This is a genomic window from Nonomuraea sp. NPDC001831, assembly GCF_042892035.1.
GTDB lineage: Bacteria > Actinomycetota > Actinomycetes > Streptosporangiales > Streptosporangiaceae > Nonomuraea.
The window spans coordinates 318,228-332,577 of the sequence record NZ_JBIATU010000007.1 but is presented as its reverse complement, the minus strand read 5'-3'; the positions used below and the strand labels follow the sequence as shown (position 1 = coordinate 332,577).

Sequence of the window (14,350 nt, the reverse complement as noted above, 5' to 3'; positions counted from 1 at the left end):
GTGCCGGGCGACGGGCGCCTCGGGGACGGCCGGGACCGAGGCGGCCTCGGGGGCCTCCCCGCTCTCCGGGCTCCCGGGAAGGTGGTCGGGCGAGGTCACTTTCCGGCCCCCTGGTCGATCAGCGGCAGCGTGCGCAGCGCCCGCAGTTCGAGGTCCTCGATCTGCTTGGCGCGGTGGGCGCCGAACTTCATGTTCTGGATCTTGTCGTGCAGCTTCACGATCGCGTCGATCAGCATCTCCGGCCGCGGCGGGCAGCCGGGCAGGTAGATGTCGACCGGCACGACGTGGTCGACGCCCTGCACGATGGCGTAGTTGTTGAACATGCCGCCGCTGGAGGCGCACACGCCCATGGCGATGACCCACTTGGGCTCGGCCATCTGGTCGTAGATCTGCCGAAGGACGGGCGCCATCTTCTGCGACACGCGCCCGGCGACGATCATGAGGTCGGCCTGGCGGGGAGACGCCGAAGCGCGCTCCATGCCGAAGCGCGCCAGGTCGTAGTGGGGGCCACCGGTGGCCATCAGCTCGATGGCGCAACACGCGAGGCCGAACGTGGCCGGCCACACCGAGCTCTTCCGCGCCCATCCTGCGGCGGCTTCGACCGTGCTGAGGATGAACCCGCTGGGGAGTTTCTCTTCAAGTCCCATTTTCAGTCCCAGTCCAGACCCTTGCGGCGCCACACGTACGCGTAGGCGACGAGCACGGTGACGATGAACAGCAGCATCTCGACCAGCGCGAACAGCCCGAGGCCGGACGCGATGGTGGTGCCCGCGTCGTTCTTCAGCGGCGCGAAGGAGACCGCCCACGGATAGAGGAAGATGATCTCGATGTCGAACACGATGAAGAGCATCGCGGTGATCATGTATTTGAGCGGGAACCGTCCGCCACCGACCGGCTGGGGCGTCGGCTCGATGCCGCATTCATAGGCGTCAAGCTTCGCGCGGTTCCAGCGCTTGGGTCCGGTGAAGGGAGCGATGGCGACCGAGAAGATCGCGAAGCCCCCCGCGAGAACGGCGAGCACCAGGATGGGCACGTAAAGGTCCATCGCTACGCCTCCTCTGGAGTCGCCGCGCGCGCCGGCGCGCAGCTTGATGTGTCTGTCGTGGGAATCATGCTGGTGGGGCGACCTTCGAGAGAGCGTTGATGATCATGTCGGACGCATCGCCTCGCCGGTCGGTGAGATTACCAAGGAGCTTGAGCGCGAAGCGCATCAGCCTCGGGTGTGGCAGGCCGTGCCTGGTCCCGAAGCTCATCACACCCGGCTTCCCAATCGCCTCGACGAACAACCTCCCCAGGGTGAAGTAGCCGCCGTAGGCGTCCTTCATCACCTGGGGGTAGGTCCTCAGGATCCGCTCGCGCTGTGCGGGAGTGGTGTCCTTGAGTGCCTTCGCGATGATCTCGGCGGCGATCTCGCCGGTCTCCATGGCGTAGGCGATGCCCTCGCCGTTGAACGGGTTGATGGACCCGCCGGAGTCACCCACGAGGATAAGACCCCGCGTGTAGTGCGGCTGCCTGTTGAAGGCCATCGGGAGAGCGGCGCCGCGGATGGGGGCCGTCATGTTCTCCTCGGTGAAGCCCCAGTCGGCCGGCATGGCCCTGCACCAGCGCTTCAACAGGTCGCGGTAGTCGATGTTGCCGAACTGGGCGCTGGTGTTGAGCAGCCCGAGCCCGACGTTGGCGGTGCCGTCGCCGACGCCGAACACCCAGCCGTAGCCGGGCAGCAGGGTGTCGCCGTCCCACAGCTCCAGCCAGGTCTCCAGGTAGTCGTCGTCGTGGCGGGGGCTCTCGAAGTAGGTGCGGACGGCCACGCCCATGGGCCGGTCCTCCCGCTTGTGCAGGCCCATGCCGATCGCCAGGCGGGTGCTGTTGCCGTCGGCCGCCACGACCACCCGGCTGCGGTACGTCGCGCCGTCCTTGGTGCGCACGCCGACGATGTGCCCGCTGCGGTCGTCGAGCACCGGCCCGGTCACGGTGACGCCCTCCATGAGGCGCACGCCGTTCTTGACAGCGTTGGCCGCGACGATCTGGTCGAAGTCCTTGCGGGTGCGGACCAGGCCGAAGTCGGGGAAGCGCTCCAACTGCGGCCAGTCGAGCTCGAAGCGGAGGCCGCCGCCGACGACGCGCAGGCCTTTGTTCCTGATCCAGCCGGGCGCGTCGATGTCGACGCCCATGTTGAGCAACTGCTTGACGGCACGTGGCGTCAGGCCGTCGCCGCAGACCTTCTCGCGGGGGAACCTGGTCTTCTCCAGGAGCAGCACGTCGAGACCGGCCTGAGCGAGGTAAAAGGCGGTTGCGGAACCGGCGGGACCGGCGCCGACGACGATGACGTCGGCGTCAGCCTGTATGGCTGGTGGCACGGTCACTGGACTGTCCTGTCCTACACGCTCGAAGGCCTCGGGGTCTTGCGCCTTCGTTCCTTTGTGAACCCCTTCACAAACTTGTCGGCCCGCAGTCTACTGCTTTTCCTGTACATAGTGGCAGTCGGGGTACGGATCCTGGACACGACAAGGCCCTCCGTCGTCAACGAAGGGCCGGGCACGGGAACGTCAGACTTCGAACTCGGCGTTGCGCACTCCACCGACGAACTCGACGCAGTCGCCGGCGGCCGCGCTGAGACTGCTCCTGCGCCATCCGTCCGGCGAGACAGTGGGACCGCTCATCGGACGGACTACCTCCCGAGTCTCATTGGTCTGGACCAATGACGGTAGCCAACAGAAGATCGGCCGAGCCTGCAAGACACGCCGCGATAACCATGCCGTTACGATTGTTGTGCCGTGGGCAGAGCGCGCCCAGCCAAGAAGGCCGTCCCCTCTTCCTCGGCGAGGGTCGCCCTCGCCGGCGGCCCGTCCTGGTCCGGATCCGGCGTTCGGCCGGTGAGCGGGACGCTCGGCGGCGGGCTTGCGGTGGCGGCGGGCTTTCTCCGATCCCTGGGGGCCCTTCCGAGAAATCGCGAGATATGCCCACAAAGGGCGACGGCAACCGGAAAGAGGCCCTGTCGTCATCCGGCGAGAATTTCCCTCCGGCAAAAGACGGAAAACGATTCCAGGAACTTTCGCCATGGCCGCCCGCCCGCGGCCGGAGCGGCTCAGGCCGGCTTGAACGCCCGGTGGACGGCGACGATGCCCATCGTCAGGTTGCGCCAGGCGACCCGCTCCCAGCCGGCGTCGCTGATCGTCCGGGCCAGCGTCCGCTGGTCGGGCCAGTCTCTGATGGACTCGGCCAGGTAGTCGTAGGAGTCGTCGTTGGAGCCGAACACCTTGGCCACCTTGGGCAGGGCCCGCATCAGGTATTCGCGGTAGACCAGGTCGAACGGCCCGAACGTGACGTGCGAGAACTCCAGGATCACCAGCCGGCCGCCCGGCCTGGTCACGCGGAGCATCTCGCGCAGCGCCTGCGAGGTGTCGTGCACGTTGCGCAGCGCCACCGAGATCGTCACCGCGTCGAAGACGTCGTCGGCGAACGGCAGCCGCATCGCGTCGCCGGCCACGAACGGGATGCCGGGCCCGCTCAGCGAGTTGCCGCCGTGCCGCTGCACGCCCGTGCGCAACATGCCGAGGGAGAAGTCGGAGGCCACCGCGCGGGCGCCGAGGCTGGTGAAGCTGTCGGTGGAGGTGCCGGTGCCCGCTCCCAGGTCGAGCACGACCTCGCCGGGCCCCGCGTCGACGGCGGCGGCCACGGCCTTGCGCCAGAGCCTGACCTGCCACAGCGAGGCCACGTCGTTGACCAGGTCGTAGCGCCGGGCGGTGCGATCGAACATCGCGGCGACCTCGTCCGGCTGCTTGTCCAACTGAGCGCGCGTCATGCGGACAAGAGTACTCACGCCGCCAGTGGGGTATTCGCCGGGCGTTACGGCCTTTGACCAGCCCCCACTACGGCTTTGGCCAGCCGCCACTACGGCCTTTGGCCGGCCGCCACTACGGCCTTTGACCAGCCGCCGCCGGGCCGCCGGCGAGCCAGGCCCTTGCGGCAATTCACGCAAAGTAGCGGCACCGCTACCGAACGTCTGCTAGTTGTTGGTGAATGCTTGCCCGTGTCGCCCTTGCGGCGATCATCGCCTCGGCCCCCGTCGCGCACCCCCGCGTGGTCTCGGCCGACCCGGTCGACAACACCCCCCACGTCCTCGACGGCATCGTCAACGCCATCGCGCTGGTCGGTGGCACCGTCGTCGTCGGCGGCTCGTTCAGCGAGGTCAGCGACGCCGGGCGCACGTACACGCTGCGCCGGGCCAACCTGTTCGCCTACGACCTGGCGACCGGCCGCATCCTGCGCGACTTCGCGCCGTCCGTCGCCGGGCCGGTCTACGGGCTGGCCGCCGGCGACCACGGCACGGTCTACGTGGGCGGCGCCTTCCCCGGCGTCAACAACGTCGGCGCCCGCGCGCTCGCCCGGATCAGCGTCGCCGACGGGCAGCTCGTCGACGGCTTCCTGCCCCGGATCGAGGGCGGCATGGTCACGGCCCTGGTCAGGAACGGCTCCAGGCTCTACGTCGGCGGCGACTTCGTCCGGCCGCGCGTCGCCCTGGCCCGGCTCGACGCCGCGACGGGCGTGGCCGACCCCGGCTTCGCCGTCACGCCGGGCGAGCCGCTGACGCCCAGGGTGAAGGTCCAGGCCCTCGCCCTGTCGGGCGGCCGGCTGGCGGTCGACGGCTCGTTCACCACGCTCGGCGGGCGGTCCCGGCCGCAGCTCGGGCTGATCGACGTCAGCGGGCCCGTGGCCAGGGTCGCCGACTGGCGGACCGAGGTCTACGCGCAGCGCTGCGCGGAGGCGTTCCCCTCCTACGTGCGCGGCCTCGACTTCGCCCCCGACGGCCGCTCCTTCGTGGTCGTCACGACCGGGGGCCCGAAGGGCCGCATGTGCGACACGGCCGCCCGGTTCGAGACGTACGCCGCAGGCCCGGACGTCAGGCCGACCTGGACCAACGCCACCGGCGGCGACTCGCTCTACGCGGTGGCGGTCACCGGCTCAGCGGTGTATGTCGGCGGCCACCAGCGCTGGCTGGACAACCCGCAGGGCCGCGACTCGGCCGGCCCGGGAGCGGTGCCCCGCGAGGGCATCGGCGCCATTCATCCGCGCACGGGAAAGGCGCTCGCCTGGAATCCCGGCCGTGAGCGGGGCATCGGCGTGAAGGCATTTCTGGCGCACAAGACCGGCCTACTAGTCGGTAGTGACACAACGCGACTCGGACGGGAGTACCATGCCCGGATTGGCATGTTCCCCCTGCCCTAGTCGTCCTGCGGCTCCGGCCGGTCGATCCGGCCGCTGAGGCGTGCGCTGACGGCGTCACGCTGCTTCGACAGCAGCACGTAGCTGGCTATGCCGCTGATGACGAAAGCGGCCGCGAGCAGGAACAGCGGGTTTTGCAGGCCGACGAGGTACAGAACACCCAGGGTCACGACAAACAGGGCGATCCGCGACGCGGTGTAAACGAGAACGGGATGCACAGGTTCGAGGTTACTCGTCCCTGCGTAGCGGTCGCTCTTCGCATCGGACGCGAGCGCTGCTACTGTTCCAGTAAGGGTGTTTCGTAAAGAAACACCCACGAGAGCCCCAAAGAGGCTCTATCATATAACAATCGGGCAGTCAGCTGATAACAACCCGTGATCTTTGTCGAAAACCACGGATAAATCAGGCTTCGCTCGACACACTGGTTACCTGTCCGCCCGCTGGCAGGAAGCGGGATGCGAGGGGGAGAGATTGGTGGAGAGTAGCAGCGAGCGTCTGCTGACCCCAGGAGAGGTTGCCGCCCTCTTCCGGGTAGACCCAAAGACGGTTACGCGCTGGGCTGCGGCAGGCCGCATCAGCAGTATCCGCACCCCCGGAGGGCACCGGCGCTTCCGCGAGTCGGAAGTGCACGCCCTTCTTCGAGGCGAGGACGTTCTCACGGCCGACAGGCCAGCAGGTGAGTCCCCGCGCGTGTGACGTTCCGTCTAGTCGGTGATCCTGAGATCCGCCAGGATCACCGCTGGCGGGACCTCAATTCGCCTCATCTCGTGAGGCCGTGAACGAGCATGCCTGCGGGCCACACTTCCCGAGGGCAGGCACGGGGCGGCGCCAACCGCCGACCGTGGCTGGCGTCTGTCCTTCTCAGACGTCCTCCTGGCTGGCCTTGAAGGCCAGGAACTCGCGTTCGAGGTCGTCGTTCTCCTCTTCCCAGCGACTGCGGCGCTCGGCCGCCTCCTCCTCGGTCACCGACTCGGGCAGCCACTTGTCGTAGTCGGGATCGCCGGGCTGCACGTCCACGTACGCGTTGCCGATCAGACGCCCGTCTTCGCTGGTCAGGCTCTGCGGCACGCGCAGGGTCCCGTCAGCGAGCCGGATGACGTACATGGGTGATCACCTAGATTCCGTAGCGCCGGTTGAAGAAGAGCATGACGTCGAGCGCCATCCGTGTGTCGCCGCCGAGCATGTCGACCAGGGCCGGGCGCTGGCGGGCGGCGATGGCGGCGAAGGCGTCGGCGAAGAACTCCTTGCGGCCCAGGCCGTTGCCCTGGCGGTGGAAGGTCGAGGCCAGCTTGGGGAAGGCGTTCTCGTAGAGCCGGACGAACTCCGGCGAGTCCGACACCCATTCGCCGTGGAAGGAGTCCAGGTCGTCGATGGCGTGGCCGACCTCGTGCATCATCACGTCCGGCGTGGGTGAGGGGCGGTCGCCCACCACGATCTTGCGGTCGCCGTACGCGCCGGCGCAGATGTCCCAGGTGGCCCGGCCGGACGGGAGCGGCGCGCCGCGTAAGTAGCCCATGTCGTCGAGGTCGGGGACGCCGCCGGGGCCGACGTAGATGCCTTCGAGGCCGGCGGCCAGCAGCTCTTTCAGCCGGTCGGGCAGCCGGGCCAGGCTCTCCACGGCGCGTACGGCGTCCTTGGAGGGCGGGCCGTGCCGGGCGTCCCACTGGCGGTGGAGGATCTTCTCCAGCTTGCCGCAGTGGCGCAGTCCGTCGCCGATGGAGGGCGCCTCCGGCCTGTTGGGCTGGGCCCTCGGCGGCGTGTCGTCGAGCTCGAAGTCGTACCAGGTGTAGCGGGGGCGTTCGGCGACGGCGGCGGGCAGGCGGGCTGCGCGCTCGCGCAGCGAGAGGCCGTCCCAGGTGACCTCGCGCCGCTGGGGGTCGCCCGGACGGGCGAACCGTTCCGGCTGCTGCTCCCTGCGCCGCTCCGCGCCCTTGAGCTGCTCTCTCGGGACCTCGGGGCGGCTCTCCCTCCGCCGGGACCAGAAGGAACGGTCCGCGTCCGGAGGAGCCTCGTCACGCCGCGAGAAGAGGTACGACCCGCGGCGCCACCAACGGCCGCGCCGATGTCGGCCCTTGTCGTGAGAAAAGGCCATCGCACCCCTTCACGCCGCTTCCATGGCGAACCGGGTTCCACGGTACGACGCTGATCTTCCCTAGTCATCCGAAACGGGACATCGTCCGACACGATCACGTCGCGGATGGCTTACAGTTCGGGCATGGCAGGTGTTCTGATCGGCCTGGCGTTGCTGGCCTTCTGGCTCTTCTCGCTCTTCGACGTCATCACCGCACCCGAGGAAGAGGTCCGGAACGTACCAAAGGCGCTGTGGGTCCTCATCGTCGTGCTGGTCCCGCTGCTCGGCGGCGTGATCTGGATGCTGCGCGGGCGGCCCAGGGCCGAGCGCGACCCGTGGCCGGTGCCGCCGGGCCCGGGCGCGCCGAAGGGCCCGGACGACGACCCCGACTTCCTGAGAGATCTCGACCGGCGGATGCGCGGCGAGGACTAACCGCTGACGTCGGCGTAGCTGTGCAGGCCGGAGATGAAGATGTTGACGCCGACCAGGTTGAAGATCAGGCACCCGAACGCCAGCAGCTGCACGATCATGGCGGCCCTGCCCCGCCAGCCGGCGGTCACCCTGGCGTGCAGGTAGGCCGCGTACGCCACCCAGGTGATGAACGACCAGACCTCCTTGGGGTCCCAGCCCCAGTAGCGGCCCCAGGCGCGGTCGGCCCAGAGCGCGCCGGCGATGACGGCGAACGTCCACAGCGGGAAGGCCAGCACGATCGCGCGGTGGGCCACCCGCTCCAGGTCGTCGCGGCTGGGCAGGCGCGACAGCCCCTCGCCGCGCACCAGGAACAGCACGCCCGACACGCCGGCCAGCGTGAACAGCCCGCTGGCCAGGATCGCCGCGGTGACGTGGATCGCGATCCAGTACGAGTTCAGCGCCGGCACCACGGGCCCGGCCGCCGTGTAGAGCACCTTGACCGCGAACCCGAGCCCGAGCGTGGCGGCGATCATGACGAACGCGCCCAGGAAGCGCACGTTCTGGCGGACCTGGGTGAACAGGAACGCGGTCACGGCGGCGAAGCAGATGGCCACCACGAACTCGTACATGTTGCCCCACGGCCACCGGCCGACCGCCAGGCCGCGGGTGATGATGGCGCCAAGGTTGGCGGCCCACCCGATCCAGGCCAGCACGAGCGCGACCCGCCCGGCCCTGGCCCCGCCCGCCATGACGGGCACGGGCTCGGCGACGGGCGCCTCGGCCGCGGCGGCGGCGTCGCCGTCGGAGGGGGCGCCGACCGTGACGGGCTGCCGGGCGGCCCGCTTCACGGCCGCCTTGCCCAGGACGGCCCTTCCGAAGGCCAGCTCCATCGCGAAGCCCACCATGGCGATGATGTAGAGCAGGACGGCGCCGACGACGAAGTTGTCGCTCAGCCCGGCCAATTGCTCAGCGGACATGCTGTTCTCCTGCTGATAGAGCCTTGACGATCTCGGCGAACTCCTCGGCGAAGCCCGCCGCGGAGCCCTCGGTACGGGTCAGGCCGCCCACGTCGACCCGCCCTTCCCTGACCCGCACCCAGACACGCCGGCGGCGGATCATCAACGACAGCGCGATGGCGACCACCGCGACGGCCGCGGCGACCAGCGCGGGCACCCGCCCGGGGTCGTAGGCGGTCTGGAGCGTGATCCACTCCTTGACGCCGGTGAACTCCAGCTTCCCCGCGCCGCCGGGCAGCTCGGTGGACTCCCCCACCGACAACGGCTTGGTCGCGAACGATCCCCGCACCACGGGGACGACCTTGCCGTCGAGCTCGTCCGGCAGGATCTTGTAGACCGACTGCGGCTTGCCCGACCGCATGCCGAGGTCGCCCACGTAACCGCCGAGGAGCTGCACCTGCGGCTGGAGCTCGCCGGGGAAGGCCGAGGCGTAGGTGCCGTCGGTCAGCGGCACGCTGGTGGGCAGGAAACGCAGCAGGAACCCCAGCTGGGACGGCTGCGCGTCGGGCGCCTTGACGACGCACGACGAGGTCAGCGTGGCCTTCTGGTCGATCAGGCAGGCCACGGGCCCTTCGTAGGCGACCTGGCCCTTGCCGTCGGTGACCTTGAAGACGGGCGCGTAGCCGTGGCCGATCAGGTACGTCTGCGTCCCGTCGACCTCCAGCGGGTCGTTGACCTTGAGCTCGTAGTCGCGGGCGGGCGCGCCGGGCCGGTCGTGCACCTTCAGGTAGGCGGAGTAGTCGAGCTCCTGGCCCTTCTTGTCGCCCTCGACCTGGTAGGTGGCCTTGAAGTCGGTCAGCTCGAACGAGAACGGCTGGAGGGACTCGGCCGAGACCTGACTGCCGGGGATGAACCTGTCGTAGGCGGCCACCGTGTTGGCGAAGCCGTCGCCCTCGACGACCAGGACGTTGCCGCGGTAGCCGTACAGGGAGCCGAAGCCGACCGCGAGCAGGATGCCGAGCAGCGCGACGTGGAAGAACAGGTTGCCGGTCTCGCGCAGGTAGCCCTTCTCGGCGGCCACCCAGCCGTCGCCGGTGACGACGCGGAAGCGCATCTTGCGCAGCCGCCCGGCGGCCTCCTCCACGGTGAGGTCGCCCTCGAAGGAGTCGGAGTGCGGCAGCCGGGACAGGTTCTTGGGCGCGGCGGGCGGCTTGCGGCGCAGCTCGCGCAGGTAGGTGGCGGTGCGCGGGATGATGCAGCCGACGAGCGAGGTGAACAGCAGCAGGTAGACGGCGGCGAACCAGACCGAGGTGAACACCTCGAAGAGCTGGAACCGGTCGTACCACTCGGCCAGGGTCGGGTTCTGCTGGTAGAGCTGGGCCACCTTGTCGGGTTCGACGCTGCGCTGGGGCACCAGCGAGCCCGGGATCGAGCCGAGCGCCAGCAGGAAGAGCATGATCAGCGCGGTCTTCATCGAGGTGAGGGTGCGCCAGCCCCACCGGAGCCACCCGACCGGCCCCATGCCGGCCTGTCGCGGCTCGCGCTCCTCGCGCACCAGCTCGTCGACGCTCATCAGATCACCGGCTCGAACGCGCCGATGAGCCCCTGCATGGCCGCGATCATCGCACCCCACAGTCCGGTGACGAGCAGCAGCCCGACGGCCACCATCATGCCCCCGCCGATCCTGGTGATCAGCCGGGTGTGCCGGCGCACGGCCTGGAACGTGCGCAGCGCCTTGCTGTAGGCCAGGGCGGCGGCCACGAACGGCAGCCCGAGGCCCAGCGCGTAGGCGACGGCCAGCAGCGCGCCGCGCGAGGCGCTGCCCTCGTTGAGCCCGAGCGTGAGCACGACGGCCAGCGTGGGGCCGATGCACGGCGTCCAGCCCAGGCCGAACACCACGCCGAGCAGCGGCGCGCCGGCCAGGCCCGCGGCCGGCAGCTTGTGGATGCGCACGTCGCGCATCAGGCCGGGCAGCACGCCCAGGAAGGCCAGCCCGAGCAGGATCGTCAGGACGCCGAGCACCCGCGTGATGACCTGGGCGTTGCCCAGCATGATCGAGCCGAGCCCGCCGAACAGCGCGCCGCTGAGCACGAACACCAGCGCGAACCCGGCCACGAACAGGACCGTGCCGAGCACCAGCCGCCCCCGCTTGGGGTCGGCGCTCATGCCCGTGACGTACGACAGATAGCCCGGCACCAGCGGCAGCACGCACGGCGACAGGAACGACACCACCCCGGCCAGCAGCGCGATCGGCACCGCGAGCAGCAACGAGCCCGAGGCGACGACGTCACTCATCGCGCACCTTGGTCACCGTGTTCATCAGGTCGGTGTACTTGACCGCCCCGAGCGCCCTGGCCGCGATGCGCCCCTGCTTGTCGATGACCAGCGTGGACGGGATCGCCGCGGGCGGCACGGTGCCCTGGAAGGACAGCGCGACCTTGCCGGGCTGGTCGAAGATGTGGGAGTAGCCGGTCTGCTCGGTGCGCTCGAAGGCGAGGGCGTCGGCCTGGCGGTCCTTGAAGTCGATGCCGAGGAACTGCACGTCGCCCTTGGTCTTGGCGGCGACCTCCTTGAGCACCGGCGCCTCGGCCCGGCACGGGCCGCACCACGAGGCCCAGAAGTTGATCACCACGACCTTGCCCTTGTGGGCGGCCAGCGAGGCCGTGCCGCCGTCGAGCGTGGGGCCCTCGACCGGCGGGGCCGCCTTGCGGTCGGCGGCGTCGAAGACCTGCATCTTGCCGTCGCCCGCGACGAACCGGGTGTCGCCCACCTGGGGCTGCCCGCTCTGGTTGGCCGCACAGCCCGCGGCCAGCGCGGCCAGGAGAACGAGGGAGATGGACGTCGCGCGCACGGAGGATGATCTCCTTGTACTACAACCGGTAGAGCTTGCAACTCTACCGGCGGGCAGACATGGCCCCGACATCAGGCCCCTGGTATCGACGGCCCCGAACTCAGCGATCCGGCCGGCTCGCTGTAGCCGACGCTGACCAGGCGGTCGCCCTCGAAGGTGAAGGTGGTGAGGCTGGCCAGCGCGCACTGCCTGCGGCGCGGGTCGTGCCAGAGCCGGCGGCCCTCGGCGGCCATCCTGATCGTCCAGATCGGGAGCTGGTGGCTGACCAGCACGGCCTCGTGCCCGCGCGCGGCCGCCCTGGCGTCGTCGACGGCCGCCTTCATGCGCGCCACGATCGCCGGGTACGCCTCGCCCCACGACGGGCGCAGCGGGTTCCAGAAATAGCGGTAGTTGCGCGGGTTGCGGAAGATGGCCAGCCCCTGGCCGACCGGACGGCCCTGCAGCATGTTCGCCGCTTCGAGCAGGCGGTCGTCCTCGGTCACGTCGAGGCCGAGCTTGTCGGCAAGCGGGGCCGCGGTCTCCAGCGCGCGTTCGAGCGGCGAGCTGTGGATCGCGACGATGTCGCGGCCGCCGACGGCCTTGGCGACCGTCTCGGCCATGAGCCTGCCGGTGTCGGACAGGTGGTAGCCGGGCAGCCTGCCGTACAGGATGCCGCCGGGATTGTGCACCTCACCGTGGCGCAAAAGGTGGACGACGGTCGTTTCAGCCATGGTGTGCCACAGCCTATCCGTTTCGATGCCGGTCATAGTCAGGGGCTGCCTGGTCCGGCATTTCGCGCGGAGGTATGGTCGGGACGACTGCGCCTAGGGTTCCGCGTCCGGTCCGCCTCCCCGTCACACAACCAGGGCCGGAAGACAGGTCCGAGCGGCGCCGCGGCCCGCCGGGCCGTACAGCTGACGGGACAAAAGCCTGGAGGCTCCTCTCCGTCACCGCTGGAAGGAGTCGCCCGGATGAGCCCTTGGGCGCTGGTCCTCATCCTCGTCGCCGCCGTCGCGCACGCCACCTGGAACCTGCTGAGCAAGAAGGCGGCCCAGGCCGACGGCATCGTCTTCCTCTGGCTGGTCGGGGTCGTGGCCATGGTGGTGTGGAGCCCGCTGTTCGCCGGGTTCCTGCTGTTCACGGGCGCCCGGCTGTCGTGGGGCGACCTGGCGGTGATCGGCGGCAGCACGGCCCTGCACCTGGGGTACTTCGTGCTGCTCCAGCGCGGCTACGGCGCCGGCGACCTGTCGCTGGTCTACCCCGTCGCCCGCGGGACGGGGCCGATGCTGGCCAGCCTGGTCGCCGTGTTGTTCCTGGACGAGCACCCGGCGCCGGCCGGCGTGGCCGGGATCGTGCTCGTCGGCGTCGGGGTGTTCATGATGAGCGGCGGCGCGGCCGGGCGGGGCGACCTGCGGGGGCTGGCGTCGGGGCTGGTCGTGGGGCTGTTCATCGCCGGGTACACGGTGTGGGACTCGCAGGTGGTCAGCGCGTTCGCGGTGGCGCCGATCATGCTCAACTACCTCGGGGAGGTCGGGCGGGCGCTGGCGCTCACGCCGTTCGTCGCCGGGGCCAGGCGGCGGCTGGTCGGGGCCGTGTGGCGGGAGCACCGGTCGCGGATCGTGGGAGCGGCGTTCCTGATCTTCCTGTCGTACCTGCTGGTGCTGGTCGCGTTCACGATGGCGCCGGTGAGCGTGGTGGCGCCGGCGCGCGAGGTGAGCGTGCTGATCGCGGTGCTGCTCGGCGGGCGGCTGCTGGCCGAGGGCGACCTGCGGCGGCGGCTGCTGGCCGCGGGCGTGATCCTCGGCGGCGTGGTGGCGATCGCGCTCAGCTGAGCGCGGGTCGGGCGGGTGCGCGGCCGGGTGCCGGGCCGACTGCGCGCCTGGGTGCTCAGTTGACCGCCCAGGCGTTCTCCTGTTCGCGGCTGACGCCGATCAGCGCCTCGACCGTGGCCCTGATCGCGGGACGCCGGGCCGCGTCGGTGCGCCACACCGCGTAGATGCGGCGCGTCTGCCGCGGCATGATCGGCACCAGCCGCACGCCGTCGGGCACGCAGTCGCGGCCCAGGCGCGGCACGATCGCGCAGCCGAGCCCGGCGGCGACCAGCGCGAGCTGGGTGGGGTACTCGTCGGCCATGCACGCGATCTCCGGCTCCAGCGAGGCGTTGCGCAGCGTGAAGACCAGCCAGTCGTGGCAGACCGTGCCGGGCGACGAGCTGATCCACCGCTCGCCGTGCAGCTCGGCCAGCCCCACCTCCCTGCGCCCGGCCAGCGGATGGCCGGCCGGGATGGCGACGTCGGCCACGTCGTCGAGCAGCGTGGCCCTGGACAGGCCCTCGGGCATGGCGATGGGCCGGTTGAGCCAGTCCTGCATCACGCCCAGGTCCAGCTCGCCCCTGGCCACCTCGCGCAGCACCCGCTCCGGCTCGCGCTCGTAGAGCTGCACGTGCAGGTCGGGGTGGTGCCTCTTGAGCTGGACGAGCGCGCCGGGCATCAGGCCGCGGGTGGCGGTGGCGAAGGCGGCGATGCTGAGCCGGCCGACGACCTCGCCGCGCAGCGCCTCGAAGTCCGCCTCCGCGGTCTCGACCAGGGCCAGGATGCGCTCGGCGTGCTCGGCGAGCAGGCCGGCGGCGTCGGTCAGCCGCACGCCGCGGCCGTTGCGCTCCATGAGCCGGGCGCCCGTCTCCCGCTCCAGCTTGGCGATCTGCTGGCTGACGGCCGACGGGGTGACCATGAGCGCGTCGGCCGCCGCGCCGACCGACCCGTACACGTGCACGGCGTGAAGGGCCTTGAGCCGGTTCAGGTCCAACATGTAAGCCAGACTAAAGGGTTTAGCGTAGAAAGTCTCGCTTGTCCTTGTATC

18 protein-coding genes are annotated in these 14,350 nt (G+C 70.2%); 4 read left to right on the top strand and 14 right to left on the bottom strand.

The genetic code is table 11. From position 1 onward, the window contains the following. Positions 1 to 95 precede the first annotated feature (95 nt). The 5 genes from ACFYYW_RS24740 to ACFYYW_RS24720 all read right to left on the bottom strand — a co-directional run bounded on the left by ACFYYW_RS24740 (position 96) and on the right by ACFYYW_RS24720 (position 3,802). Entirely contained in the window at positions 96 to 647 is a 552-nt protein-coding gene (locus ACFYYW_RS24740) for an NADH-quinone oxidoreductase subunit B family protein (RefSeq protein ID WP_352322512.1), read from the bottom strand. Positions 648 to 649: 2 nt separating this feature from the next. Further along, complete coding sequence (locus ACFYYW_RS24735) at positions 650 to 1,045, bottom strand: NADH-quinone oxidoreductase subunit A (RefSeq protein ID WP_352322513.1); 396 nt, start codon at positions 1,043 to 1,045, stop codon at positions 650 to 652. Between the two features lie 64 nt (positions 1,046 to 1,109). Then, positions 1,110 to 2,363, bottom strand: coding sequence for a geranylgeranyl reductase family protein (locus tag ACFYYW_RS24730; RefSeq protein WP_352322514.1), 1,254 nt, complete (start codon positions 2,361 to 2,363; stop codon positions 1,110 to 1,112). A gap of 183 nt (positions 2,364 to 2,546) precedes the next feature. Further along, complete coding sequence (locus ACFYYW_RS24725; RefSeq protein WP_352322515.1) at positions 2,547 to 2,660, bottom strand: DUF397 domain-containing protein; 114 nt, start codon at positions 2,658 to 2,660, stop codon at positions 2,547 to 2,549. Positions 2,661 to 3,085: 425 nt separating this feature from the next. Next, entirely contained in the window at positions 3,086 to 3,802 is a 717-nt protein-coding gene (locus tag ACFYYW_RS24720) for a demethylmenaquinone methyltransferase (protein ID WP_352322516.1), read from the bottom strand. A gap of 218 nt (positions 3,803 to 4,020) precedes the next feature. Between ACFYYW_RS24720 and ACFYYW_RS24715 the strand changes: the two genes are divergently transcribed. Then, a complete protein-coding gene (locus ACFYYW_RS24715; protein ID WP_387651814.1) occupies positions 4,021 to 5,226 on the top strand; it encodes a hypothetical protein in 1,206 nt (401 codons plus the stop codon). Here the strand turns inward: ACFYYW_RS24715 and ACFYYW_RS24710 are convergent. Continuing rightward, complete coding sequence (locus ACFYYW_RS24710) at positions 5,223 to 5,441, bottom strand: DUF4229 domain-containing protein (protein ID WP_352322518.1); 219 nt, start codon at positions 5,439 to 5,441, stop codon at positions 5,223 to 5,225. The genes ACFYYW_RS24715 and ACFYYW_RS24710 overlap by 4 nt on opposite strands. A gap of 256 nt (positions 5,442 to 5,697) precedes the next feature. Here ACFYYW_RS24710 and ACFYYW_RS24705 point away from each other — a divergent pair, with 256 nt between their 5' ends. Further along, positions 5,698 to 5,919 (top strand): BldC family transcriptional regulator, encoded by a 222-nt coding sequence (locus ACFYYW_RS24705; protein WP_026214226.1) that lies wholly within the window; start codon positions 5,698 to 5,700, stop codon positions 5,917 to 5,919. Between the two features lie 165 nt (positions 5,920 to 6,084). Here ACFYYW_RS24705 and ACFYYW_RS24700 read toward each other — a convergent pair whose 3' ends face one another. Beyond that, positions 6,085 to 6,327 carry a hypothetical protein gene (locus ACFYYW_RS24700; RefSeq protein WP_352322519.1) on the bottom strand — a complete coding sequence of 81 codons (243 nt, stop codon included), beginning with the start codon at positions 6,325 to 6,327 and terminating at the stop codon, positions 6,085 to 6,087. Positions 6,328 to 6,337: 10 nt separating this feature from the next. Continuing rightward, positions 6,338 to 7,315 (bottom strand): hypothetical protein, encoded by a 978-nt coding sequence (locus ACFYYW_RS24695; protein ID WP_352322520.1) that lies wholly within the window; start codon positions 7,313 to 7,315, stop codon positions 6,338 to 6,340. Between the two features lie 123 nt (positions 7,316 to 7,438). On the opposite strand from ACFYYW_RS24695, the gene ACFYYW_RS24690 reads away from it, so the two are divergent. Continuing rightward, positions 7,439 to 7,726, top strand: coding sequence for a PLDc N-terminal domain-containing protein (locus tag ACFYYW_RS24690; RefSeq protein WP_352322521.1), 288 nt, complete (start codon positions 7,439 to 7,441; stop codon positions 7,724 to 7,726). Here the strand turns inward: ACFYYW_RS24690 and ccsA are convergent. From ccsA to ACFYYW_RS24665, 5 genes are all read right to left on the bottom strand, one after another. After that, positions 7,723 to 8,682: a cytochrome c biogenesis protein CcsA gene (ccsA, locus tag ACFYYW_RS24685; protein WP_387651810.1), complete on the bottom strand. Its 960-nt coding sequence runs from the start codon at positions 8,680 to 8,682 to the stop codon at positions 7,723 to 7,725. The two genes, ACFYYW_RS24690 and ccsA, sit on opposite strands and share 4 nt — an antisense overlap. Continuing rightward, complete coding sequence (locus tag ACFYYW_RS24680; protein WP_387651808.1) at positions 8,672 to 10,234, bottom strand: cytochrome c biogenesis protein ResB; 1,563 nt, start codon at positions 10,232 to 10,234, stop codon at positions 8,672 to 8,674. The genes ccsA and ACFYYW_RS24680 overlap by 11 nt, the downstream gene beginning before the upstream one ends. Further along, positions 10,234 to 10,956, bottom strand: a complete 723-nt coding sequence (locus ACFYYW_RS24675; RefSeq protein ID WP_352322524.1) for a cytochrome c biogenesis protein CcdA — start codon at positions 10,954 to 10,956, stop codon at positions 10,234 to 10,236. Before ACFYYW_RS24675 ends, ACFYYW_RS24680 begins: the two co-directional genes overlap by 1 nt. Further along, on the bottom strand, positions 10,949 to 11,512 hold the full coding sequence (locus ACFYYW_RS24670; protein WP_352322525.1) for a TlpA disulfide reductase family protein: 564 nt from the start codon (positions 11,510 to 11,512) through the stop codon (positions 10,949 to 10,951). Before ACFYYW_RS24670 ends, ACFYYW_RS24675 begins: the two co-directional genes overlap by 8 nt. A gap of 71 nt (positions 11,513 to 11,583) precedes the next feature. Beyond that, entirely contained in the window at positions 11,584 to 12,222 is a 639-nt protein-coding gene (locus ACFYYW_RS24665) for a histidine phosphatase family protein (RefSeq protein ID WP_387651804.1), read from the bottom strand. Between the two features lie 240 nt (positions 12,223 to 12,462). On the opposite strand from ACFYYW_RS24665, the gene ACFYYW_RS24660 reads away from it, so the two are divergent. Continuing rightward, positions 12,463 to 13,323, top strand: a complete 861-nt coding sequence (locus ACFYYW_RS24660; protein ID WP_387651801.1) for an EamA family transporter — start codon at positions 12,463 to 12,465, stop codon at positions 13,321 to 13,323. Positions 13,324 to 13,378: 55 nt separating this feature from the next. Here the strand turns inward: ACFYYW_RS24660 and ACFYYW_RS24655 are convergent, their stop codons facing one another. After that, positions 13,379 to 14,299, bottom strand: a complete 921-nt coding sequence (locus ACFYYW_RS24655; RefSeq protein WP_352322528.1) for a LysR family transcriptional regulator — start codon at positions 14,297 to 14,299, stop codon at positions 13,379 to 13,381. Positions 14,300 to 14,350: the final 51 nt, after the last annotated feature.

Bases quoted from the DNA above. Each gene is read 5' to 3' on its own strand.
- ACFYYW_RS24740 (WP_352322512.1), bottom strand. From the start codon at position 647: ATGGGACTTGAAGAGAAACTCCCCAGCGGGTTCATCCTCAGCACGGTC.
- ACFYYW_RS24675 (WP_352322524.1), bottom strand. From the start codon at position 10,956: ATGAGTGACGTCGTCGCCTCGGGCTCGTTGCTGCTCGCGGTGCCGATC.
- ACFYYW_RS24660 (WP_387651801.1), top strand. From the start codon at position 12,463: ATGAGCCCTTGGGCGCTGGTCCTCATCCTCGTCGCCGCCGTCGCGCAC.
- ACFYYW_RS24655 (WP_352322528.1), bottom strand. From the start codon at position 14,299: ATGTTGGACCTGAACCGGCTCAAGGCCCTTCACGCCGTGCACGTGTAC.
- ACFYYW_RS24665 (WP_387651804.1), bottom strand. From the start codon at position 12,222: ATGGCTGAAACGACCGTCGTCCACCTTTTGCGCCACGGTGAGGTGCAC.
- ccsA (WP_387651810.1), bottom strand. From the start codon at position 8,682: ATGTCCGCTGAGCAATTGGCCGGGCTGAGCGACAACTTCGTCGTCGGC.
- ACFYYW_RS24735 (WP_352322513.1), bottom strand. From the start codon at position 1,045: ATGGACCTTTACGTGCCCATCCTGGTGCTCGCCGTTCTCGCGGGGGGC.
- ACFYYW_RS24725 (WP_352322515.1), bottom strand. From the start codon at position 2,660: ATGAGCGGTCCCACTGTCTCGCCGGACGGATGGCGCAGGAGCAGTCTC.
- ACFYYW_RS24680 (WP_387651808.1), bottom strand. From the start codon at position 10,234: ATGAGCGTCGACGAGCTGGTGCGCGAGGAGCGCGAGCCGCGACAGGCC.
- ACFYYW_RS24695 (WP_352322520.1), bottom strand. From the start codon at position 7,315: ATGGCCTTTTCTCACGACAAGGGCCGACATCGGCGCGGCCGTTGGTGG.
- ACFYYW_RS24700 (WP_352322519.1), bottom strand. From the start codon at position 6,327: ATGTACGTCATCCGGCTCGCTGACGGGACCCTGCGCGTGCCGCAGAGC.
- ACFYYW_RS24720 (WP_352322516.1), bottom strand. From the start codon at position 3,802: ATGACGCGCGCTCAGTTGGACAAGCAGCCGGACGAGGTCGCCGCGATG.
- ACFYYW_RS24715 (WP_387651814.1), top strand. From the start codon at position 4,021: ATGCTTGCCCGTGTCGCCCTTGCGGCGATCATCGCCTCGGCCCCCGTC.
- ACFYYW_RS24690 (WP_352322521.1), top strand. From the start codon at position 7,439: ATGGCAGGTGTTCTGATCGGCCTGGCGTTGCTGGCCTTCTGGCTCTTC.